This window comes from Pengzhenrongella phosphoraccumulans, assembly GCF_045689905.1.
In the GTDB taxonomy this organism is placed as follows: Bacteria; Actinomycetota; Actinomycetes; order Actinomycetales; family Cellulomonadaceae; genus Pengzhenrongella; species Pengzhenrongella phosphoraccumulans.
Genome location: NZ_CP144210.1, coordinates 404,452 through 426,174, shown reverse-complemented (window position 1 = coordinate 426,174; position 21,723 = coordinate 404,452). Strand labels below are relative to the sequence as shown.

The 21,723-nt window shown below is 71.9% G+C and carries 19 protein-coding genes; 11 read left to right on the top strand and 8 right to left on the bottom strand.

Features of this window, described 5'->3' with window-relative positions; all coding sequences use genetic code 11:
• Window positions 1–2 precede the first annotated feature (2 nt).
• Genes treZ through glgX form a run of 3 tightly spaced genes read right to left on the bottom strand, consistent with a single transcriptional unit; the run spans window position 3 to window position 6,678 of the window.
• On the bottom strand, window positions 3–1,841 hold the full coding sequence (gene treZ, locus VTA80_RS02135) for a malto-oligosyltrehalose trehalohydrolase (protein ID WP_407343779.1): 1,839 nt from the start codon (window positions 1,839–1,841) through the stop codon (window positions 3–5).
• Window positions 1,838–4,369 (bottom strand): malto-oligosyltrehalose synthase, encoded by a 2,532-nt coding sequence (gene treY / locus VTA80_RS02130; RefSeq protein WP_407343778.1) that lies wholly within the window; start codon window positions 4,367–4,369, stop codon window positions 1,838–1,840. The genes treZ and treY overlap by 4 nt, the downstream gene beginning before the upstream one ends.
• The gene (glgX, locus tag VTA80_RS02125) at window positions 4,366–6,678 is read right to left on the bottom strand and encodes a glycogen debranching protein GlgX (RefSeq protein WP_407343777.1); all 2,313 of its coding nucleotides are present in this window, start codon (window positions 6,676–6,678) and stop codon (window positions 4,366–4,368) included. The genes treY and glgX overlap by 4 nt, the downstream gene beginning before the upstream one ends.
• 119 nt (window positions 6,679–6,797) lie before the next feature.
• On the opposite strand from glgX, the gene VTA80_RS02120 reads away from it, so the two are divergent.
• Entirely contained in the window at window positions 6,798–7,265 is a 468-nt protein-coding gene (locus VTA80_RS02120; RefSeq protein WP_407343776.1) for a Fur family transcriptional regulator, read from the top strand.
• On the opposite strand, the gene VTA80_RS02115 is transcribed toward VTA80_RS02120, so the two are convergent.
• Window positions 7,262–9,346: a thioredoxin domain-containing protein gene (locus VTA80_RS02115; protein WP_407343775.1), complete on the bottom strand. Its 2,085-nt coding sequence runs from the start codon at window positions 9,344–9,346 to the stop codon at window positions 7,262–7,264. The two genes, VTA80_RS02120 and VTA80_RS02115, sit on opposite strands and share 4 nt — an antisense overlap.
• A 113-nt stretch (window positions 9,347–9,459) precedes the next feature.
• Between VTA80_RS02115 and VTA80_RS02110 the strand changes: the two genes are divergently transcribed.
• A complete protein-coding gene (locus tag VTA80_RS02110) occupies window positions 9,460–10,602 on the top strand; it encodes a 5'-3' exonuclease H3TH domain-containing protein (RefSeq protein WP_407343774.1) in 1,143 nt (380 codons plus the stop codon).
• 15 nt (window positions 10,603–10,617) lie between these two features.
• On the opposite strand, the gene VTA80_RS02105 is transcribed toward VTA80_RS02110, so the two are convergent.
• Window positions 10,618–10,956, bottom strand: a complete 339-nt coding sequence (locus VTA80_RS02105) for a hypothetical protein (protein WP_407343773.1) — start codon at window positions 10,954–10,956, stop codon at window positions 10,618–10,620.
• A 165-nt stretch (window positions 10,957–11,121) separates the two neighbouring features.
• Here VTA80_RS02105 and VTA80_RS02100 point away from each other — a divergent pair, with 165 nt between their 5' ends.
• Window positions 11,122–11,937: a serine hydrolase domain-containing protein gene (locus tag VTA80_RS02100; RefSeq protein ID WP_407343772.1), complete on the top strand. Its 816-nt coding sequence runs from the start codon at window positions 11,122–11,124 to the stop codon at window positions 11,935–11,937.
• A 69-nt stretch (window positions 11,938–12,006) separates the two neighbouring features.
• Here VTA80_RS02100 and VTA80_RS02095 read toward each other — a convergent pair whose 3' ends face one another.
• Window positions 12,007–12,201 (bottom strand): hypothetical protein, encoded by a 195-nt coding sequence (locus VTA80_RS02095; RefSeq protein ID WP_407343771.1) that lies wholly within the window; start codon window positions 12,199–12,201, stop codon window positions 12,007–12,009.
• 189 nt (window positions 12,202–12,390) lie between these two features.
• On the opposite strand from VTA80_RS02095, the gene VTA80_RS02090 reads away from it, so the two are divergent.
• The 8 genes from VTA80_RS02090 to VTA80_RS02055 all read left to right on the top strand — a co-directional run bounded on the left by VTA80_RS02090 (window position 12,391) and on the right by VTA80_RS02055 (window position 20,203).
• Entirely contained in the window at window positions 12,391–13,101 is a 711-nt protein-coding gene (locus VTA80_RS02090) for a hypothetical protein (protein WP_407343770.1), read from the top strand.
• Entirely contained in the window at window positions 13,098–14,396 is a 1,299-nt protein-coding gene (locus VTA80_RS02085) for a sensor histidine kinase (protein WP_407343769.1), read from the top strand. The genes VTA80_RS02090 and VTA80_RS02085 overlap by 4 nt, the downstream gene beginning before the upstream one ends.
• Entirely contained in the window at window positions 14,393–15,082 is a 690-nt protein-coding gene (locus VTA80_RS02080) for a response regulator (protein ID WP_407343768.1), read from the top strand. Before VTA80_RS02085 ends, VTA80_RS02080 begins: the two co-directional genes overlap by 4 nt.
• 102 nt (window positions 15,083–15,184) lie before the next feature.
• Window positions 15,185–16,126, top strand: a complete 942-nt coding sequence (locus VTA80_RS02075; protein ID WP_407343767.1) for an ABC transporter ATP-binding protein — start codon at window positions 15,185–15,187, stop codon at window positions 16,124–16,126.
• Window positions 16,123–16,992 (top strand): ABC transporter permease subunit, encoded by an 870-nt coding sequence (locus tag VTA80_RS02070; protein ID WP_407343766.1) that lies wholly within the window; start codon window positions 16,123–16,125, stop codon window positions 16,990–16,992. The genes VTA80_RS02075 and VTA80_RS02070 overlap by 4 nt, the downstream gene beginning before the upstream one ends.
• A 159-nt stretch (window positions 16,993–17,151) precedes the next feature.
• Window positions 17,152–18,333, top strand: a complete 1,182-nt coding sequence (locus tag VTA80_RS02065) for an AI-2E family transporter (RefSeq protein ID WP_407343765.1) — start codon at window positions 17,152–17,154, stop codon at window positions 18,331–18,333.
• Between the two features lie 180 nt (window positions 18,334–18,513).
• A complete protein-coding gene (locus tag VTA80_RS02060) occupies window positions 18,514–19,710 on the top strand; it encodes a TerC family protein (RefSeq protein ID WP_407343764.1) in 1,197 nt (398 codons plus the stop codon).
• Window positions 19,711–19,714: 4 nt separating this feature from the next.
• Window positions 19,715–20,203: a GNAT family N-acetyltransferase gene (locus VTA80_RS02055; RefSeq protein ID WP_407343763.1), complete on the top strand. Its 489-nt coding sequence runs from the start codon at window positions 19,715–19,717 to the stop codon at window positions 20,201–20,203.
• A gap of 48 nt (window positions 20,204–20,251) precedes the next feature.
• Here VTA80_RS02055 and VTA80_RS02050 read toward each other — a convergent pair whose 3' ends face one another.
• Together VTA80_RS02050 and trxB are read right to left on the bottom strand one after the other, a co-directional pair.
• Complete coding sequence (locus tag VTA80_RS02050; RefSeq protein ID WP_407343762.1) at window positions 20,252–20,683, bottom strand: arsenate reductase ArsC; 432 nt, start codon at window positions 20,681–20,683, stop codon at window positions 20,252–20,254.
• A gap of 58 nt (window positions 20,684–20,741) precedes the next feature.
• On the bottom strand, window positions 20,742–21,719 hold the full coding sequence (trxB, locus tag VTA80_RS02045; protein WP_407343761.1) for a thioredoxin-disulfide reductase: 978 nt from the start codon (window positions 21,717–21,719) through the stop codon (window positions 20,742–20,744).
• Window positions 21,720–21,723: the final 4 nt, after the last annotated feature.

Here is a 21,723-nt window from a genome sequence, read left to right as displayed (position 1 = left end):
GCCTAGGCTCGGGACCCCTCCTCCTGCCCGACGACGGCGACCGAACGGCCCGAGAGCACGGCGTCGCCGCCGGTGAGAGTGACGTCGCCCCAGGACGCGAGGGTCCGGAGGTCACCGACGAGCTCGAGCGGGATCCGGCGCTCGGTCGCGGCGAGGTTGACCACCACGCGCGTATCGCCGCGGCGGATCACGATCCACGAGGCGTCGTCGGTGCCGACCCACCCGGCCTCGTCGTCCCAGCGCACGGTCGTCCGGCTGCGGTCGCCCCCGCCGAGGTCCGGGGTGCTGCGGCGCAGCGCGATGAGCTCGCGGTACCAGCCCAGGAGCGCGGCGTGGGGAGGCAGGACCTGCTCGTCCCAGTCGAGCCGGCTCGCGACGGCGGTGGCCGGGTCCTGCGGGTCCGGCACGTGCGCGTCACCGGCGGCGAGCAGGGGGTACAGCTCGGCCCACCCGTGGCTCGCGAACTCGGCGAGCCGGCCGGCGCGAACCGCCTCGGCGAGGTCGGGATCGCCGTGGTCGGTGAAGTACAGCCAGGGCGTGCGCGCCCCCCACTCCTCGCCCATGAAGAGCATCGGGGTGTACGGCGAGGTCAGCACGAGCGCCGCCGAGATCGCCAGGGCGCCCGGGTCGAGTCGCGCCGAGGGGCGGTCGCCGAGCGCACGGTTGCCGATCTGGTCGTGGTCGGAGCCGAACACGACGAACCGGTGGCCGTCCATGGCCGCCGGGACGCGCGCGCCCCAGGGCTTGTCCCGGAAGCCGGACCAGCCGCCGTCGGGCACGAAGACGCGGGTGAGGGCGGCGGCGAGCGTCGCGGGCGTGCCGGTGTCGGCGAAGTAGCCCTGCCGCTCGCCGGTGAGCAGGGCGTGGATCGCGTGGTGGACGTCGTCGGCCCACTGCGCGGTCATGCCCAGGCCTGCTTCGGCGACCGCGGTCACGGTGAGCGGGTCGTTGCGGTCCGACTCCGCGATGAGCGACAGCGGGCGGCCGAGGTCGGTCGCGAGCGCGGCGACCTCGTCGGCGAGCTGGGCCAGGACGTGGTGGGCGGAGTCGTCCACGAGGGCGTGCACCGCATCGAGCCGGAGCGCGTCGACGTGGAACTCGCGCAGCCAGCGCAGGGCGTTGTCGCAGATCCAGCGCCGGACCTCGGTCGAGCCGCGGCCGTCGAGGTTGACCGCGCGCCCCCACGGGGTGTGGTGGGCCTCGGTGAAGTAGGGGCCGAACGTGTCGAGGTAGTTCCCAGACGGGCCGAGGTGGTTGTAGACCACATCGAGGCACACCGCGAGGCCGCGAGTGTGGGCTGCGTCGACGAACCGCTGGAGCGCCGCCGGCCCGCCGTACGACTCGTGGACGGCGTACAGGTCGACGCCGTCGTACCCCCAGCCGCGCGTGCCCTCGAAGGCCGCGAGCGGCATGAGCTCGACCATGTCGACGCCGAGCGCCACGAGGTGGTCGAGCCGTTCGATGGCGCTGTCCAGCGTCCCGACGGGCGTGAACGTGCCCACGTGCAGCTCGTAGACGACGGCGTTGCGCACGTCGCGGCCCGCCCACGAGCCGTCGGTCCACGCGAACTCGTCGGTGGCAAAGACGCGGCTCGGCCCGTGCACGCCGACCGGCTGCCAGCCGGAGCGCGGGTCCGGTCGGGGCGGCCCACCGTCGACGACGAACGCGTAGTCCGCGCCGGGCGTGAGGCCCGGGGCGTCGTCGGGCAGGTGCCAGTGGTCGACGGCGTCGCGCACGAGCGCCGTCGTGCCGTCGTCCGCGGGCGAGGTGTGCCCGGGTAGTACGAGCGCGACCGAGGTCGCGTCCGGGGCCCAGACGACCGGGCGGAAACCGCGCGTCACAGGCCGGCTCGCACGAGGAGAGCTACGGGGAGGCGCTCGAGGAGCGGTGCGATGGGCTGCACCCCGCCGGTCACGATCCGGTCGGACAGCACGTCGAGCCACTCTCCTTCGGGCAGGGCGATGGTGTGTCCCGACCAGCCGCGCAGCCGTTCGAGCCCGATCGCGAGCCGGGTCGCGAGCGTCACGACCTGGGGCGCGCCGTCCACGGTGCGGGCGAACGCGAACGCGTGCCCGGTCGAGGTCGCGAGCGGGGTGTAGCCGGCGTGCGCCCCGATGAACGCCTCCGGCAGGTCGCGGCGCAGGCGCAGCGCGCGGGACGTCACCAGCAGCTTCTCGTCGGCCAGGTCCTTCGGGGTCGCGCCGGTGTCCAGCTTCGCGAGCCGGGCGGCGAGGGCCTCGTGGTCGACCGGGCGCCGGTTGTCGGGGTCGACCAGCGTGAGGGCCGGCACCTCCGTGCCTTGGTAGACGTCGGCCACGCCAGGCAGGGTCAGCTGGACGAGCTTGGTGCCCAGCGTGGCGGCCTGGACCCCGGGCGCGGTGCGTGTGACCCAGTCGTTGAAGAGCTCGCCCACCTGCGGGTCGGCCAGCGCGCGGGTGGCCATCTCGACCAGCGCGGTCTCGTACGCCTCGTCGGGGGCCGTCCAACGGGTCTGGGACTTGGCCTCGCGCGAAGCCTTGATCAGGTACTCGGTGAGCCGGTCGGTCGCGATCGGTCCGTCCTCGGACCACGTGCCCGCGAGCGTCTGCCAGAGCAGGTTCTCGGTGCGGCCGTCCAGGAGCGCCGTGCGGTAGCCCGCGCTCGCGGCCCGGAGTTGGTAAACCATCGTGACCCACTCGGTGGACAGCTCGGTGAGCACGCCGAGCCGGTTGCGAGTGTCCTCACCGCGTTTGGTGTCATGCGTCGAGAGCGTGGTCATGCCGAGCGGCGTCTGCCACTGGGCTCGTGCGGCCCACGCGTGCAGCTCTTCGAGCCGGAACGAGAACCGGGCCGGATCGCCGCCGACCTCGCACAGCCCGACCTCGTGGGTCCACCGGTAGAACGCGGTGTCTTCGACGCCTTTGGCCATCACCGCGCCGCAGGTCTGCTGGAACCGGACCACGAGCTCGTCGCGGCGGGCACCGCGCGTGCGGCCGGCGCTGCCGGCCTCGCGCCCCATCAGCAGGTCCATGACCACATCCATCGTGGTGGACCGCTCGGGACCGAGCCTGCGCCGGGCGATCTCCGCGGCTGCGCCCAGTGCCTCGGCGCTCGCGGGGTGCATCACCTCTCCTGGCACGACATAGGCGCGGTACCGGTCGAACGCGACCAGCAGCTCGATCAGGCAGTCCTGCAGGGCGCGCCACGTGTGGTCCCGCAGCCGCAGGTCATCGCGGCAGATGCTGGCCGCGAGCTCGGTGAGCCGGTGGACCTCCGCGTACAGTGCGCCGTCGACGATCTCGCGCTTGGCGTCGTCGATGATGTGCGGCAGGTCGGCCGGGCTGTCGCCGGTGATCCGGTGCATCATCGAGCCGAGGGTGGTCGAGCCGCCCGGGTCGATGAACGTCGACTGCAGGCGCCACAGGCCCTCGTAGCCGGTGGTCCCGACGGTCGCCCAGTCCGCAGGGAGCTCCTCGTCGCTGGCGAGGATCTTCTCGACCGCGACCCAGGCCCCGTCGGTCACCTCTGCGAGCCGGGCGAGATAGCCGCCCGGGTCGGCCAGACCGTCCGGGTGGTCGATGCGCAGGCCGTCGATGACCCCGGCCTCGAGCAGCTCGAGCACGAGCGCGTGGGACGCGTCGAAGACGTCCGGGTCCTCCACGCGGATCGCGGCGAGCGTGCCGACGTCGAAGAACCGGCGGTAGTTGAGCTCCTCGTCGGCGACGCGCCAGTAGGCGAGGCGGTAGTGCTGCCGGTCGACAAGCTCGCCGAGCGGGAGCGCGGCCGTGCCCTCCCGGACGGGGAAGACGTGCTCGTGGTAGCGGAGCACGTCGATCTCACCGTCTGCCTCGAACCCGGGGATGACCTCGCGGCCCAGGACCAGCTCGCCCGAGGCGAGGACGGCGCCGATCCGGTCGCCCAGGACGGGCATGAGCAGGGCGCCCTCGCCGGCCGACCAGTCGACGTCGAACCAGGCGGCGTAGTCGGACTCGGGGCCGTCGCGCAGGACCGACCACAGGGCGCGGTTGTGCCACACCGGGGTCGGCACGGCCATGTGGTTGGGCACGATGTCGAGGATCAGGCCGAGCCCGTGACCGTGAGCCGCGGCCGCGAGCCGGTCGAGCGCGGGACGCCCGCCGAGCCGGGGCGCGATCTCGGTGTGGTCGACGACGTCGTACCCGTGGGTGGAGCCGGGGGCGGCGCGCAGGACGGGGGACAGGTAGACGTGCGTCACGCCCAGGTCGGCGAGATACGGGACGAGCGCGGCGGCGTCGTCCAGGGTGAGGTCGTCGCCGAGCTGGAGGCGGTAGGTCGACACGGGGACGGGCTTCCCGGGTGCCGGTCGTCGTCGCGTCGAGCCGGCCTGGGACCCTTCCGGTGCGTCGCTCATGCCACGTCCGTGGGGGTCGTCGGGTCCGGTGTGGTCGCCTCGGGGGTGGCGCCGCTCTTCGGCTTGGGTCGACGCGGTGCCCGCTTCGCCTTCGGCTTCGACGGTTCGGCCGACGACAGCTCTCCGGCCGACAGCTCCGTCGGTGCCGACTCGGGCTCCGAGACGCTGACGACCGGGACCTCGACGGACGGCGGGACGACGCCGGCCGGTCGCGTGAGCACGACCGTGCTGCGGGCCGAGACCACGACTGCCGAGCCGGCCGCCACCGTCTCGTCGTTGACGAGGTTGTGGTCCGTGTCCAGGACGCAGGTCCAGGTCGCACCGAAGTCCGCCGTCGGGATGGTGAACTCCAGGTTCTGCTCGCTCGCGTTGAACATGACCAGGAAGCTGTCGTCGATGATCTCGGCGCCGCGCAGGTCGGGCTCGCTGATCGCGTCGCCGTTGAGGAACACCATCACGGCCTTGGCGTGGAACAGCTGCCAGCCCTCGCGCTGCATCGGCTCGCCCGTCGGGGTCAGCCAGGCGATGTCCCGCAGGTCGGACGCGTCGTGCCGGTCGGGCTGGCCGGCGAAGAACCGCCGCCGGCGCAGCACGGGGTGGTCACGGCGCAGGTGCACCACGCGGCGGGTGAACTCCAGCAGGGCCTGCTGGGTCTCGTCGAGGTCCCAGTTCACCCAGGAGAGCTCGTTGTCCTGCGCGTAGACGTTGTTGTTGCCTTGCTGGGTGCGTCCCATCTCGTCGCCGTGCGCCATCATCGGCACGCCCTGCGAGATCAGGAGCGTGGTGAGGAAGTTGCGCTGCTGGCGGTCGCGCAGGGTGTTGATCGCCGGGTCGTCGGTGGGGCCCTCGGTGCCGCAGTTCCAGGACCGGTTGTGGCTCTCGCCGTCGTTGCCGTTCTCGCCGTTCGCGTCGTTGTGCTTGTCGTTGTAGGAGACCTGGTCGCGCAGGGTGAACCCGTCGTGCGCGGTGATGAAGTTCACCGAGGCGATCGGCTTGCGGCCGGTGTGCTCGTACAGGTCCGAGGAGCCGGTGACGCGGCTCGCGAACTTGCCCAGCGTGGACGGCTCGCCGCGCCAGAAGTCGCGCACGGTGTCCCGGTAGTCGCCGTTCCACTCGCTCCACAGGGGCGGGAAGCCGCCGACCTGGTAGCCGCCGTCGCCCAGGTCCCAGGGCTCGGCGATCAGCTTGACCTGGCTGATGACCGGGTCCTGCTGGACCATGTCGAAGAACGCGGACAGCCGGTCGACCTCGTGGAACTGGCGGGCCAGCGTGGAGGCCAGGTCGAACCGGAAGCCGTCGACGTGCATCTCGGTGACCCAGTACCGCAGCGAGTCCATGATGAGCTGCAGCACGTGCGGGTGGCGCATGAGCAGCGAGTTCCCGGTGCCGGTGGTGTCGAAGTAGTGCGCCTTGTCGGCGTCGACGAGCCGGTAGTACGCCGCGTTGTCGATGCCGCGCATCGACAGCGTCGGGCCGAGGTGGTTGCCCTCGGCGGTGTGGTTGTAGACGACGTCGAGGATCACCTCGATGTTGGCCTCGTGCAGGGTTTTGACCATCGACTTGAACTCCTGCACCTGCTGCCCGGGCAGCAGCGAGGCCGCGAACCCGTTGTGCGGGGCGAAGAACCCGATCGTGTTGTAGCCCCAGTAGTTGCTCAGCCCCTTCTCCACGAGGTGCGGGTCGTTCACGAACTGGTGCACCGGCATGAGCTCGATGGCGGTGATCCCGAGCTTGGTGAGGTGCTCGATGATGGCCGGGTGGGCCATGCCCGCGTAGGTGCCGCGCAGCCGCTCGGGCACGTCGGGGTGCAGCTGGGTCAAGCCCTTGACGTGGGCCTCGTAGATGACGCTCACGTGGTAGTCGTGCTTCGGGGGGTGGTCGTAGCCCCAGTCGAAGTACGGGTTGACCACGACGGACGTCATGGTGTGCCCCGCGGAGTCGTCGTCGTTGCGCTCGTCCGGGGCGTCGAACCGGTAGGAGAACAACGACGGGTCGCCGTCGATCTGGCCGTCGATCGCCTTGGCGTACGGGTCCAGGAGCAGCTTGTTCGGGTTGCACCGGTTGCCGTTGGGCAGGTCGTACGGGCCGCTCACGCGGTAGCCGTAGCGCTGGCCCGGGGCGAGCTCGGGCAGGTAGCAGTGCCACACGAACGCGTCGACCTCACGCAGCTCGATGCGGGTCTCGGTGCCGTCGTCGGCGATCAAGCACAGCTCGACGGAGTCGGCAGCCTCGGAGAACAACGCGAAGTTCGTGCCGGCGCCGTCGTACGTCGCGCCGAGCGGGTAAGGGTGTCCAGGCCAGATCTGCATGCGCACAGAATGCCAGTCGTAGCGCAAGGACGTGTTTTTGGCTCCGACTATGGGGATCGCAGACCCGCGGGCGCCGCGGTCTCGGGGGTCATGGTCCCGCGGCGGGACCGGGAGCTAGCATGACCCTCCGACGATCCGGATGGACGACGGCGACACGCGAGGGAGCTGGGTACGTGGCGGTGCAGCAGCGGAACACCCGTCAACGGACCGAGATCATCGAGCTGCTGGACGGCGTCGAAGAGTTCCGCAGCGCCCAGCAGCTGCACGACCTGCTGACGTCGAAGGGCTCGACCATCTCGCTGGCGACCGTCTACCGCGCGATGCAGGCCCTCAGCGAGACAGGTGACGTCGACGTGCTGCGGTCCGGCGAGGGCGAGGCGCTCTACCGTCGCTGCGACAAGCGCGCGCACCACCATCACCTGGTCTGCCGTTCGTGCGGGACGGCGGTCGAGATCGACGGTCCGAGCGTGGAGGCCTGGGCCACCAAGGTAGGCGCCGCGCACGGGTTCGCCGACATCTCGCACACGATGGAGCTCTTCGGCACGTGCGCGGCCTGCCGCGCGCGGATCGCGGCCGCGAACAGCTAGCTCGGCTCGCTCGGCGCGGTCGTGGCGTCCGCTCGGGCGCCCAGGGTCCGCGCGAGCGACCCGGCGTCGACGATCGGCAGGTCGCACACGCTCCCGCGGCAGACGTACGCGGCGGGCCGACCGTCGACCAGCGGTCGGTCGACGAAGAGGGCAGCGGGGACGCCGACGGCGATCACCGCCCCGGGTGCGGTGCCGCGCAGGGCCGCACGGTGCAGCGCGCGGGTCGCCGGGTCTGAGGGACCCCCGACGACGGCGACCGTGCGTGGCCCATCCGCCACCGCCTCCGCCACGGCGAGGGCCCAGCCGGCGGCGCGCGGATACTGCGCGGCGAGGTCGAGCAGCCCCGTCAGGGCGCGTTCGGCGGCGAGCCGGTGCCCGGTCGACCCCGTCAGGGCGGCGTAGGTCACCAGCGCGCCGGCGGCGGCGGCAGCGCCCGACGGCGTCGGCCCGTCGGCCGGGTCGCGCGGTCGCCGGATCAGGGCCAGCACCGGGTCGGTCTCGTCGGCGGACGTGTCGAAGAAGCCGCCGTCGTGGTCCGCGAAGGAGGCGAGCACGGTGTCCAGGAGCGTGCCGGCGACGGACCGCCACCGGTCGTCGGACGTGACAGCCGTGAGCGCGAGCAGCCCCTCGGCGACGTTCGCGTAGTCCTCCAGGACGGCGGGCGACGTGCCCGCGTGGCCCGCCCGGGACGTCCGCACGAGGCGAGCGGGGGTCGAGGCGCTCGCGGCGCCGGGGGTCGCGGCGGGACGCAGGTGCAGCCGCACGATCAGCTCGGCGGCCTCGGTCGCCGCCGCGATCCACTCAGGCCGGTCCAGCAGCGCGCCCGCCTCGGCGAGCGCGGCGATCGCGAGCCCGTTCCACGCGGCCACGACCTTGTCGTCGCGGGCCGGTCGCTCCCGGACGTCCCGCGCGGCGCGGAGCCGGTCGCGGACAGCGGCGTAGCGCGCGGGGTCCGGCGGGTCGACGGGCAGCTGGAGCACCGAGGTCCCGCGCTCGAACGTGCCCGCGCCGGTGACTGACCACAGGTCCGCCGCCCATGTCGCGTCGTCGGGCCCGAGGACCTCGCGCAGCTGCTCGGGCGTCCAGACGTAGTAGGACCCCTCGTGCCCCTCGCTGTCGGCGTCGAGTGACGAGGCGAAGCCGCCCTCGGGCGTGCGCAGGTCGGTCAGCAGCCACGTGGCCGTCTCCTCGACGACGCGACGGGCCAGCGGCGAACCGGTCGCGCGGAACCAGTGCGCGTAGACCCGCAGCAGGAGGGCGTTGTCGTAGAGCATCTTCTCGAAGTGGGGCACGGTCCAGCGGTGATCGACGGCGTAGCGCGCGAAGCCGCCGCCGAGCTGGTCGAACAGGCCGCCGCGCGCCATCGCCTCGAGCGTGCGGTCGGCCATCTCGAGCGGGTCCGGGTCGCCGGTGCGGGCGTGGTGGCGCAGCAGCCACTCGAGCACCATCGACGGCGGGAACTTGGGCGCGCGGCCGAAGCCGCCGTGGACCGGGTCGAACTGGTTGCCGATCACGGCGACCGAGTCCGCGAGGCGGGCCGCCAGCGTGGTGGACCCCGGGAAGCTCCCGGCGACGGCCGCCGGAGCCTCGGTGAGCGCGACGCGCAGCTCGGCGGCGCCGGCGACGAGCTCGCCGCGGCGGCCGTGCCACGCGTCGGCGATCGCCTCGAGCACCTGGCCGAAGGACGGGAGCCCGCTCATCGGCTGCGGAGGGAAGTACGTGCCGCAGAAGAACGGTTCACCGCTCGGCAGCGCGAAGACGGTCATCGGCCAGCCGCCGGAGCCCGTCATGGCCTGGGTCGCGGCGAGGTAGACGGCGTCGACGTCCGGGCGTTCCTCGCGGTCGACCTTGATACTGACGAAGTGGGTGTTGAGGTAGGCCGCGGTCGCGTCGTTCTCGAACGACTCGTGGGCCATGACGTGGCACCAGTGGCACGCGGCGTAGCCCACGGAGAGCAGCAGCGGTCGGTCCAGCCGCTCCGCCTCGGCGAAGGCCGCCGGGCCCCACTCCCACCAGTCGACCGGGTTGTGGGCGTGCTGGAGCAGGTAGGGACTCGTGGACGCGGCCAGCCGGTTCACCATGCGCCCCACCTTTTCATCACGCGGTCGCGCGCGGCGAATGCCGACGCGGGGATTGCCCGCCGTTGGCGTACGGTCACCGGCGGGAACCCGACCACTCAGAGGGCGAGACCGGAATGACACGACCGACGCTCCTGGCGGTGGACGGCAACAGCCTCCTGCACCGGAACTATCACGCCATGGAGCACTCGCAGCTGTCCACCAGCGACGGGCGGCCCCTGTGGGCGGTCAAGGGCTTCCTTTCCCAGCTGTTCGCCGCGATCGAGCGCGCCGACGCCAGCGCCGTCGTGGTGGGGTTCGACGACCACACCAGCAGCGTGCGCAAGGAGGGCCACCCGCAGTACAAGGCCAACCGCTCGCCGAAGGCACCGGAGCTCGGTCAGCAGATCGCCTCGACCATCGAGCTCTTGCGCGCGGCCGGAGTCCCCGTCGTCATCCCCGCGGGGCTGGAGGCCGACGACGTCCTGGCATCGGCCGCCGCCTACGCCCCGACGGTCGGCTGGCGCACGGTCGTCGTCACCTCCGACCGCGACTCGTTCGCCCTCATCGATGAGCACACCGACGTGCTCCGCGTGCTGAACGGCGGCATCGAGGGCTCACCGATCCTGACCCCCGAACGACTGTTCTCGATGGTCGGCGTCCGGCCATCCCAGTACCAGGAGTACGCCGCGATGCGCGGGGACCCGTCGGACAACCTGCTGGGGATCCCGGGGCTGGGGGAGAAGCGGGCCGCCAAGCTCCTGCGCACCTTCGGATCGGTCAGTGCGGCCTTCTCCGACTCCGACAGCGGCGGGTCGCTCGTCGGCAAGCGCCTGGGAAAGTCCTTCGTCGCCACCCTGTCCTCGCCCGCCACCCGAGACGTGTTCTGGCGCAACGTGGCGATCATGACCATGCGCCGTGACCTGCCCCTGGGGCTGGACCTCTCGGAGACCGGCGCGAGCCGCCTCCCGTTGGACGCCGTCCTCGTCCTCGCGGCGCTGGAGTCGTTCGAGCTGCACTCGCTGCGAAACTCGGCGCGACGAGTCCTCTGCGTGAGCGGGCCCACGTCCCCGGCTGATTTCCGCGGACAGCCGCAGCCGGAGGACGACGTCCCCCTGCCTCCGCTCGAGGAACCCCTGTGGTCCCGCGATCGCGATCAGGGTCCGGCCGGCACACCCGCAACCGCGCCGGCCACCGTGGCCGCCACGAAGGCGCCAACCGGGACCCTGAGCGCCTCAGTCGACCCTGAGGACGACCACTTCGACGAGACCCTCTGGTAGGCCCGTCGGGTCGCCTCAGACCAGCGCGGCGAGTGGCGCGCCCGCCAGGACCACCGAACCGGCCAGGGCCGCGGAACCGGGGCACTCCTGCCACCGGCCCTGCGAGAGGATCGCCAGCGTGATCAGCCCGAGCGGGATGTTCGTCGACACCGAGACCGCGAGCCACACCGAGTCGGTCAGGCTGGCGTACACGGTCCAGACCACTCCGCTGAGCACCAGCAGGAGCTGACCCAGCCTCGAGATGCCCGCCAGCTGCTCAGGGTTGTTCCGGAATTTCCAGACCCGCGCGGCCTGCGGCCACCACAGGATCAGCGACACCATCGACGCGAAAAACCCGACCAGCTCCGTACCCACGACTTGCTTCTCCCACGCTTGCACACGACGCCACAACGGGAGCACGAGCGTGCTCCCGCAGACCTACATCGGCTTCGCCCGCCAGGACTTGAGGTCGCGGTGCCGATCGGGCGAGAACTCGTCGTCCGGCGCGGTCCGCGGCCCGTCCTCGCCTATCGTCAGCGCATGCAGAGCGTGCGCACCATCGAGCAGTGGCCCGTCGAGAACGCCGCCACGGTCGTGGTCGCCGCGGAGGGCGAGATCGTCGGTGCGCACGGCGACCTGGACCGTCCGTTCGCCCTCGCGTCGGTCACGAAGCTGCTCACCGCGTTCGCCGTGCACGTCGCGGTCGAGGAGGGCGTCCTCGAGCTGGACGACGACGCCGGGCCCGCCGGGTCCACCGTGCGGCACCTGCTCGCGCACGCCTCGGGGCTCGACGCCGCGCAACGCACGGTGCGCGCCGCGCCAGGTGCGCGGCGGATCTACTCGAACGCCGGGTTCGAGGTGCTCGCCGAGACCGTCGAGCAACGCTCGGGCATCCCGTTCGCCGACTACGTCCGCGACGCGCTGCTGGTGCCGCTCGGGATGACCTCGACGACGGCGACAGGCTCGCCCGCCGCGGGCGCCGTCTCGACCGCTGCGGATCTGGCGAAGTTCGCAGCCGAGCTCCAGCGGCCCACGCTGCTCGACCCGTCGACGCTCGCCGCGGCGACAGTCGTCGCGTACCCCGGGCTGGAGGGTGTGCTGCCGGGGTTCGGCCGTCAGCGTCCGAACGACTGGGGCCTGGGTTTCGAGGTGCGCGACGGCAAGCACCCGCACTGGACCGGTACCACCAGCGCCCCTGCGACCTACGGGCACTTCGGCCAGGCGGGCACCTTCGTGTGGGTGGACCCCGCGGCGCAGCTCGCTTGCGTCGCGCTCACGGACCGCGACTTCGGTCCGTGGGCCGCGCAGGTGTGGCCGGAGTACACCGACGCGGTGCTCGCGGAGCGGCGCGCCTGACGGCTGGCGCGGACAGGCCGCGATCAGGCCTGTGGGGTGCCGGTCAGCGAGACTCTGGCCCCGGTGGCGTCAGTCGGTGCGTCTGGCGCGCGCCGTGCGGACCAGCAGCACGATGCCCACCACCGCGAGGATCGGGCCGATGACCGCCCACAACGTGACCCCGGTCATCGGGCTGCCGGCGAGGTAGCCCAAGCCCTGCAACGTGAAGATCGCACCGAGGACGACGAGGATCGCGCCGAGCACGTTGATCGAGGACTTCTTCACGGTGACCTTTCGGTACGGGAGACGGGCGGGCCGGCCGAGGAGGCACCGGCTGTGGGGAGGAACCCCGCGCGCTCGCGGGCAATTCCCGCCGGGTCGCCTTGCGCCCACCCGGGGCTGTACCACGACGGCGGTAGCGCCCTACCCGCTCCGGGCGATGACAGGGCGGTCCGCAACTGGGAGACTCGTCCCATGGTGATCGCAATTCCCGTGCCCCTGGACGCCGACGCTCAGACACCGCTCGCCGAGGGGCCCCGTTCCGTTCCCAGCCAGAGCGCAGACGGCGTACCTGGCGTACCGGGCGAGAACCGGGTCGAGATCCGCCTGGCACGCCTGGCCGACATCCCCGCGATCGCCCGCATCACCCAGGAGGGCCCGCCGCCGGAGGACATCGAGCCGGAGGTCATGTCGCAGGCCACGCGGATGCTGCTCACGCTCGTGGCCTACGAGCACGGCGCGCTGTGGATCGAAGAGGTGGTGGACGGCCCGATCCTGCGTGCGGTCATCGCCATCCCGGCGTGCGAGCTGCCGCCGCGGCCGGCCGTCATGCGGGACCTGGCCACCGAGATGGGGATCCTGGCGGCGCCGCACAAGGCGGCGGCCGGCCTCGGCAAGGCGTTTCTCGCCGAGCTCGCCGCGATCGCCCCCGCGTGGGTGCTCATCGAGATCTCGAAGGCGGCGCCGCGCCGGACCGCCGACCCGGCGCTCCTCGGTGCCGCGCTGGCGTGGACGCGAGCCCAGCCGACCCCCGACGCCACCCGCGCCCCCGTGATCGTGCTGGCCGACTCGTTCCTCGAGCGCGAGGTCGCCGTCCAGCTCGGCTTCCTCGAGCACCGCACCTGGGGGCACGGCTGGCCGTGGTGGCTCGGCGTCGCACCGGCGGCGACGCCCGTATCGGCGTGAAGACCCGGGCGACCTTCGCCGACGCCGAGGGCGTCGGGGTGCTGCCCTGGGCGGTCGGTCCGGACGGTCCGGGTCGAGGTCGGCTCATCGGCAACCTCGTGCTCAGTGCCGCCGTCCCCGTCCTGACGCTCGGCGGGGTCCTGCGCGGCGACGCACCTGCGGCGCTGGCGGTCGGGATGATGGTCGTCGCCGTGGTCGTCGGCGCAGGGCTCTTCTTCCGGACCCGGTGGCCGCTCGCGCTGCTCGCGGTGTCGCTGCTCGGAGCGGTCGCCGCACTGGCCATCCCCGAGACGGGTGCGCCGATGATCGTCGCGAGCGAGATCGCGGTGTTCACCGTCGCGTGCGTGCGTCCGCGGCGCGTGGCTGCGCTCGCCGCGCTGGCGGCCGCCGTCGTGCTCTTCGGGGTGGCCTCGACCGATGCCACCGGCCCGATGACCGAGCCCCGGATGCTGATCGTGCTGGTGTGGACTGCACTGGCGTTCGCCCTCGGGGTGGCGGTGCGCACCCAGCGGGCCTATGTCGACGCGCTCGCCGAGCGGTCGCGGCGGGCGGAGGAGACCCGCGAGCAGGAGGCCCGCGCCCGGGTCGCGGAGGAGCGCGTGCGGATCGCGCGCGAGCTGCATGACGTCGTCGCGCACCACATCGCGGTGATCAACGTGCACGCGGGTCTCGCCCGCCGCGCGGTCGGGCGGGACGCCGACGTCGTCGACGCCTCCCTCGCCCACGTCCAGGCCGCGGCGAGCACCGTGCTGGACGAGCTCGGTGCCGTGCTGCAGGTGTTGCGCTCGGGGGACTCGACCGAAGCGGGCACGGAGCCCGCGCCGGGCCTCGACCGCCTCGACGCGCTGCTGGCGACCTTCGCCGCGACCGGGTTCGCGGTCCGCACCTGGGCCACCGGTCGGCCCCGGGCGATGGACCGCGCGTGCGACCTGGCGGCCTTCCGGATCGTGCAGGAGTCGCTGACGAACGCGTCGAAGCACGGCGTGGGTGCCCGCGCCGATCTCAGCCTCACGTACGCCGCCGATGCGCTCACCATCGCGGTCACCAACCCGATCGAGGCCGAAGCGGACCGGCCGGGACAGGGGGAGTCGGCCGCGCAAGAGCACCTGGGCCACGGGCTGATCGGCATGCGGGAGCGCGCCACCGCCTCCGGAGGTTCGCTCACAGCGGCCCCGGACGGCCACGGGGCGTTTCGGCTGGTCGCCGTCATCCCCTACCGTCCGACGGCGCCGCCGGTTGCGCCGGAGCCAGCGGGACAGGGCGCCGTCGGCCCCCCGACCGGGGGTGTGCGGTGATCCGGGTCGTGATCGCCGACGACCAGCCGTTGATCCGCGCGGGCCTGCGCGGCATCCTCGAGCTCGAGAGCGACTTCGAGGTGGTCGGCGAGGCCGCGACCGGCCGGCAGGCCGTCGACCTCGTCCTGGCGCAGCCGGTCGACGTCGTGCTGATGGACATCCGGATGCCCGAGATGGACGGCATCGAGGCGACCGCCGCGATCTGCGCAGATCCGCGCTTGGCCGAGGTGCGCGTGCTGGTGCTCACCACGTTCGAGACCGATGAGCACGTGCTGGCGGCCCTGCGTGCCGGCGCCAGCGGCTTCATGGGCAAGGGCGCGGAGCCGCAGGGGTTCGTCGACGCCATCCGCGTGATCGCCCGGGGCGAGGCGCTGCTGTCCCCGGTGGCGACCCGGTCGTTGATCGAGCGCGTCCTGGGCCTGCCCGGGGTCGCCTCGGGCTCCAGCGGCGGGGGGCCCGACGACGCCCGGCCCGTGGTCTCCCTCGAGGCGCTCACCGAGCGCGAGCGCGAGGTGCTGGCGCTCGTCGGCGAGGGGCTGTCCAACGACGACATCGCGGACCACCTGGTCATCTCGATCCACACCGTCAAGACCCACGTGAACCGCGCCATGACCAAGCTGGATGCGCACGACCGGGCGCAGCTCGTGGTCATCGCGTATGAGAGCGGGCTACTGCGCGCGCGGTAGCCCGACGCGCGCAAGACACCACGGCAGGGCGACGACCCGTCGCCGTCGCCGCGGCAGGGTGGATGCCATGACCAATCCACTGCACGAAGCGAAGCCGACGCGATGATCGTCGTCGAGCACGTCACCAAGAACTACGGCAAGAAGACCGCCGTGAACGACCTCAGCTTCGTCGTGAAGCCCGGCGTCGTGACCGGCTTCCTCGGCCCGAACGGGGCCGGCAAGTCGACCACGATGCGCATGATCGTCGGCCTGGACCGGCCCGACTCCGGGACGGTGACCATCGGCGGCAAGCCCTACCGCGACCACGTCGCCCCGCTGCACGAGGTCGGCGCGCTGCTCGAGGCCCGCGCGATCCACCCGGGGCGGTCGGCGTACAACCACCTGCTCGCCCTGGCGACCACGACCGGGATCCCGCGGCGGCGCATCACCGAGGTGCTCGACCTCGTCGGGCTGTCGACCGTGGGGCGCAAGCGTGCGGGGGCGTTCTCGCTCGGCATGGGCCAGCGGCTGGGGATCGCCGCGGCACTGCTCGGCGACCCCGACGTCGTCATCCTCGACGAGCCGGTCAACGGTCTCGATCCCGAGGGGATCGTGTGGATCCGCAACCTGCTCACGTCCCTGGCGGAGGAGGGGCGGACGGTGTTCATCTCGTCGCACCTGATCTCCGAGATCGCGCTGGTCGCCGACCACCTCATCGTCGTCGGGCGTGGTGAGCTCATCGCCGACACGTCGGTGAGCGACATGCAGCGCGCGGCGTCGGGCCTCGTGGTCCGGGTGCGCTCGCCACGGGCGAGCGACCTCGCGCGCCTCCTGCTGGACGACGGCGTCACCGTCGAGACCTCGGGCGAGCCCGGCGAGCTACGGGTCACCGGGCTCCAGGCCGCCGTCATCGGCGACCGGGCGCTCGAGGCCGGCCTGCCGATCCACGCGCTGATCCCGACCGAGGTGTCGCTCGAAGAGGCGTTCATGAAACTGACCCACGACTCGATCGAGTACGAACCGACCGTGCCCACGCATGTCCTTCAGGAGGTGACGTCCCGATGAGCACCCTCGTCGCCGAGGTCCAGACCGTCGCCGCGCCCGTCACCGGGCTCCGCACCCGGGCCGACGTGGCCCGGCTCAAGGTGACCCTGCCGCGCGTGGTGCGGTCGGAGTGGTTCAAGTTCGCGAGCCTGCGCTCGTCGTGGATCACGATCGCGGTCGCGCTCGCGGTCGTGATCGGGTTCGGCGCCCTCGCCGCGGCGGTGGCTTCGGGGGATGTCCAGCCCGCCCGGGGCGGCGGGCCCGCCGACGGCGCCCTCGGGATCGATCCGACCAGCCTGAGCCTCGCGGGCGTCGGGCTCGCGCAGATCATTCTCGGGATCCTCGGGGTCCTGGCGATCTCGGGGGAGTACTCGAGCGGCATGATCCGGGCCACGCTGGCCGCGGTGCCCCGCCGGATCCCCGTGCTGTCGGCCAAGGCGATCGTGATCGGCGCCGTCAGCCTCGTCGTGGCCGTGCCGGGGGCCCTCGCCGCGTTCTTCGTCGGCCAGGCGATCTTCGGTGCAGACGCGAACGCGTCGTTGTCCGACGCCGGCGTGACCCAGGCGGTGCTCGGCACGGGCGTCTACCTCGCGGCCATCGCGCTGCTCGGCCTCGCGCTCGGCGCGTTGCTGCGGCACGCGGCGGGGGCGATCGGGACCCTGTTCGCGCTGCTGCTCCTGGCGCCGAACCTGCTGCCCCTGGTGCTCCCCGACAGCTGGGCGACCACCATCGTGCCGTACCTGCCTTCGAACGCGGGGGCGGCGTTCACCTCGGTGGTCCCGGCGGACGGGCTGCTGTCGGCCGGTGCCGGTGCGGCCGTGCTCGCGGGCTGGATCGTCGTGCTCCTGGTCGCTGCCGCCGTGCTGCTCAAGCGACGCGACGCCTGACCCTGCCGGCCTGCCGTCGCCCCCCGGCGCGGCAGCCCGGCAACCCGCGGCCCGACCCCTCGGCGGTCGTGCCCGCGGTCGGTTCAGGCGGCGGCGGGGTGGCGCGGGTCGGAATCCGGTCCGGGTGCGACATCATCGGGGTCGAACCCCGGAGGCAGCATGCGCACGAACGGACGACCCCACGGTCGGGAACCAGCTCAGACGGTCCGGATTGTCCTCGACCCCGGCAACGTCTGGCGCATCGGGTTCGTCGTGCTCGGGGTGCTCCTCGTCGCCCTGACCGCACGGTTCATCCTCACGGGCGGCAGCTCGCTGCTGTTCACGGTCCTGATGGCGTGGTTCGCCTCGCTCGCCATGGAACCCCTCGTGGGCCGGTTGGCGCACCGGATGAAGCGGGGAGCTGCGACGGCGCTCGTGATGCTCAGCGTCGCCGTCTTCCTGATCGTGTTCGTGGTGCTCTTCGGCCAGCTGTTCGTCGAGCAGGTCGGCCAGCTCGTTGAGGCCATGCCGAGCCTCATCCGCGGCACCGTCGACTGGGTGAACGGCACGCTCGGGACCGAGTACGACCTGGCGGAGATCCTCGCGAACCTCAACCTGACCCCGGAGAAGGCGGCCGGCTATGCCGCGACCCTTGCCGGGGGAGTGCTTTCCATCCTGGGCTCGGTCGCGGGAGCAGTGGCGAGCCTGTTCATGTTCCTGCTGTTCGCGTTCTACCTGTCGGCGGACGGTCCGAAGCTGCGGCGGTGGATCGCGTCCCTCTTCCCGCAGCGGATCCAGGAGCTCACGGTCGCGGTCTGGGACACCACGGCCGAGAAGACCGGTCGGTACGTCAGCGTGCGCGTCGTGCTCGCGTTGATCAACGGCACGACGAGCGGGATCTTCTTCCTGATCATCGGGCTGCCGTCGTGGCTCGCGCTCGGGATCTGGACCGGCCTCGTCGCGCAGTTCGTGCCCGCCATCGGGACGTACATCTCGATCGTCCTGCCCGTCATCGTCGGGCTGCTCAGCCCGAACCCGTGGCTCGGGGTCATCGTGCTCGGCTGGGCGATCGCTTACCAGCAGGTCGAAAACCTCACCATCGAGCCGCGCCTGAGCGCGCGCGCGGTCAACGTGCACCCGGCTGTGAGCTTCGCGTCAGCGATCCTGGGGCTGGCGCTGTTCGGCATCGCCGGCGCCCTGCTGGCCATCCCGGTCGTGGCGATGCTGCTCACGCTCATGGACATCTACCGCACGCGTTACGAGCTGCTCCCGGGGCTGCGCGACGCCGCACCGGGCGAGCGCGAGCGGCAGCCCGACCCGGTGACCAGCGAGGCTTCCCCGGCAGATCCCGGCACGGACTGAGCCCAGGTGTGGGGGCAAAACCCGATTCCCTTGCTAACCTGACCGTCGCATAGGGGAGTATCCATTGCGCTGCAGACGTCAACACGCCGGGATTCGATGCCCGGCCGGGTGCAGCGGTCGGCCGATCGTTCGGGCCGGCGGAGAGACTTATGGTGCCCACCCATCGAAAGCAGAACCCTCGTGGACATTTCCGCCCTGGTCTGGTCCCTGACGATCTCCGGGATCGTCGGCCTGCTCGTGTTCGACTTCTTCTTCCACGTGCGCAAGGCGCACAGCCCCACCCTCGCCGAGGCCGGTCTGTGGTCGGGCCTGTACATCGGCATCGCGATCCTGTTCGGCATCGGCGTGTGGGTGTTCGGCGGCTCGACGATGGGCACCGAGTACTTCGCGGGCTACGTGACCGAGAAGGCGCTGTCGGTCGACAACCTCTTCGTGTTCCTCATCATCATGTCGAGCTTCCGGGTGCCCCGGCAGGACCAGCAGAAGGTCCTGCTGTTCGGCATCGTGTTCTCACTCATCGCGCGCAGCGGCTTCATCCTGCTCGGCGCAGCGCTGATCAACTCGTTCGCGTGGGTGTTCTACATCTTCGGCCTGATCCTGCTGGTCACGGCCGGGAACCTGCTCAAGCCGGAGAGCGAGGACAGCCACTCCGCCGACAACCTGATCATCCGGTTGGCCCGGAAGGTCTTCCACACCTCCGACCGGTTCGACGGCGACCGGCTGTTCACCGTAGAGAACGGCAAGCGGGTCATGACCCCGATGCTGCTGGTCATGGTGGCGATCGGTGGCACGGACATCCTGTTCGCGCTCGACTCGATCCCCGCCATCTTCGGCCTGACGCAGAACGTGTACGTCGTGTTCACCGCGACCGCGTTCTCGCTCCTCGGCCTGCGCCAGCTGTACTTCCTCATCGACGGTCTCCTCGACCGCCTGATCTACCTGTCCTACGGCCTCGCGGCGATCCTCGGGTTCATCGGCGTCAAGCTCGTGCTGCACGCGCTGCACGAGAACAACCTCCCGTTCATCAACGAGGGCCAGCCCGTCTCGGTCGTCGAGATCACCACGACGGCGTCCCTCACGGTGATCATCGGGGTGCTGGTCGTGACGGTCATCGCCTCGCTGGTGAGCCCGAAGGGCAAGGCGCAGGCCGCGATCTCCGGTGCACGCCGCCACGCCGCGGAGTACCTCGACCTCGACTACGAGGCCGACCCGGCCCAGCGCGAGAAGATCTACGGCCGTCTGCTCGTCGACGAGGCCGCGACCCAGGCCCTCGACGGGAAGTACCGCGCCGGGATCAAGGACCCCGAGGAGCTCTCGGCGTTGCTCCGCCGGGCCCACGAGAGCCACGACGCGTACCTGACGCGGTCGGGATCCTGAGCGGATGACCGTCGTCGTCACTCGCGCGCTGACCGACGAGTGGCGCGACGTCAAGGCTGTTCGCCTGCTCGCGCTCACCCTGGACCCGTCCGCCTTCGGGTCGGCCGTCGAGCGCGAGCAGGGTTTCGACGACGACGTCTGGCGCACCCGCATCTCGGCGGGTCGCACCTTCCTTGCACGCTCGGCCGGGCGCGTCGTGGGGATCGTCGCGTACACGGCCGACGACGCTCGGCGCCCGACCGAGCGCCAGCTGCAGTCGATGTGGGTCGCTCCGGAGGCCCGCGGCGCCGGAGTGGGCGCCCTGCTGGTGCAGGCCGTCCGCGACTCAGCCGCGGCGGAAGGCGCCAGGGCGCTGACCCTGTTCGTCACGGAGGGCAATGGGGCGGCGCGCCGGCTCTATGAGCTGTTGGGCTTTCGCCCGACGGGCGAGCGCCGGCCGCTTGCCTCCGACCCGGGCGTGGGTACCGTCCAGTACGCCGTGACCCTCGCGTAGAGCCCGTCCCCGGCGACTGCCGGGGACGGGGCGGACGGCGCCCGGTGGTCAGGCGGTGAGGGCCACGGGGGTTACGCCGAGCTCGGCCAGCAGCGTGAGCACGCGCGCCCGGATCTCGTCGCGGATCGGGCGGACGGACTCGATGCCCTGGCCGGCGGGGTCCTCGAGCTTCCAGTCCTCGTAGCGCTTGCCGGGGAAGATCGGGCACACGTCGCCGCAACCCATCGTGATGACGACATCGGACGCCTGCACGGCCTGCGTCGTGAGGACCTTGGGCCGTTCGGTGCGCAGGTCGATGCCGACCTCGAGCATCGCGTCGACGGCCGCGGGGTTGATCTGGTCAGCGGGCATGGACCCGGCCGACCGGACCTCCACGGCGCCGCCGGACAGGGCGGTCAGGAAACCGGCGGCCATCTGCGAGCGGCCGGCGTTGTGCACGCACACGAACAGGGCGCTGGGGCGAGCGGTGGACTCGGTCATGGGAGTTCCTCGTTTCATGGGGTGAGGCTGTGGTGGGTGGGTAGGTCGTGGGGGTGGGTCAGTCGGTGAGGAAGCGCTGGGCGTCCAGGGCGGCGGCGCAGCCGGAGCCGGCGGCGGTGATGGCCTGGCGGTAGGTGTGGTCGACGGCGTCGCCGCACGCGAACACTCCCGGGAGGTTGGTCAGCGTGCTGCGGCCGATGACCTCGATGTAGCCCTCGGCGTCGAGGTCGACCTGCCCGACGACGAGCTCTGTGCGCGGGACGTGCCCGATCGCGACGAACACGCCGCCCACGGCGATCTCCCGCTCGGTGCCCGTGACGGTGTCGCGCAACGTGGCACCGGTGACCTTGGCGTCGCCGTGGATCGCCACGACCTGCGAGTTCCACGCGAAGTCGATCTTCGGGTCCGCCGACGCGCGGTCGGCCATGATCTTCGAGGCCCGCAGCTCGTCGCGGCGCACCACCATGGTGACCTTGGACGCGAACCGGGTCAGGAACGTGGCCTCCTCCACCGCGGAGTCCCCACCACCGACCACGAGGATCTCCTGGTTGCGGAAGAAGAAGCCGTCGCACGTCGCGCACCACGACACCCCGCGCCCGGACAGGCGCTTCTCGTCGTCGATGCCCAGCTCGCGGTAGGCGGACCCGGTCGCGAGGATCACGGCGCGCGCGGAGTAGCTCTCGCCGTTGCCCGTGGTCACGGTCTTGACGTCCCCGGTCAGGTCCAGCTGGGTGGCGTCGTCGAAGACGACCTGCGCGCCGAACTTCTCGGCCTGCTTCTGCATCGACTCCATCAGCTCCGGGCCGATGATCCCGTCGGGGAAGCCGGGGAAGTTCTCCACGTCGGTCGTGTTCATCAACGCGCCGCCAGCGGTCACCGAGCCCGCGAGCACCAACGGGGCGAACCCCGCTCGCGCCGCGTACAAGGCCGCGGTGTACCCGGCCGGACCCGACCCCACGACGATCAGGTCACGAATCACGTCATCGATCTGGTCAGATCCCGTGGACGGCGGTGTGAGTGGGGAGGGGTTGCTCATGGTC

Coding starts and splice junctions, on each gene's coding strand:
- treY (WP_407343778.1), bottom strand. CDS start 4,369: ATGAGCGACGCACCGGAAGGGTCCCAGGCCGGCTCGACGCGACGACGA.
- glgX (WP_407343777.1), bottom strand. CDS start 6,678: ATGCAGATCTGGCCTGGACACCCTTACCCGCTCGGCGCGACGTACGAC.
- VTA80_RS02120 (WP_407343776.1), top strand. CDS start 6,798: ATGACCCTCCGACGATCCGGATGGACGACGGCGACACGCGAGGGAGCT.
- VTA80_RS02115 (WP_407343775.1), bottom strand. CDS start 9,346: ATGGTGAACCGGCTGGCCGCGTCCACGAGTCCCTACCTGCTCCAGCAC.
- VTA80_RS02110 (WP_407343774.1), top strand. CDS start 9,460: ATGACACGACCGACGCTCCTGGCGGTGGACGGCAACAGCCTCCTGCAC.
- VTA80_RS02100 (WP_407343772.1), top strand. CDS start 11,122: ATGCAGAGCGTGCGCACCATCGAGCAGTGGCCCGTCGAGAACGCCGCC.
- VTA80_RS02090 (WP_407343770.1), top strand. CDS start 12,391: ATGGTGATCGCAATTCCCGTGCCCCTGGACGCCGACGCTCAGACACCG.
- VTA80_RS02075 (WP_407343767.1), top strand. CDS start 15,185: ATGATCGTCGTCGAGCACGTCACCAAGAACTACGGCAAGAAGACCGCC.
- VTA80_RS02070 (WP_407343766.1), top strand. CDS start 16,123: ATGAGCACCCTCGTCGCCGAGGTCCAGACCGTCGCCGCGCCCGTCACC.
- VTA80_RS02065 (WP_407343765.1), top strand. CDS start 17,152: ATGCGCACGAACGGACGACCCCACGGTCGGGAACCAGCTCAGACGGTC.
- VTA80_RS02055 (WP_407343763.1), top strand. CDS start 19,715: ATGACCGTCGTCGTCACTCGCGCGCTGACCGACGAGTGGCGCGACGTC.
- VTA80_RS02050 (WP_407343762.1), bottom strand. CDS start 20,683: ATGACCGAGTCCACCGCTCGCCCCAGCGCCCTGTTCGTGTGCGTGCAC.
- trxB (WP_407343761.1), bottom strand. CDS start 21,719: ATGAGCAACCCCTCCCCACTCACACCGCCGTCCACGGGATCTGACCAG.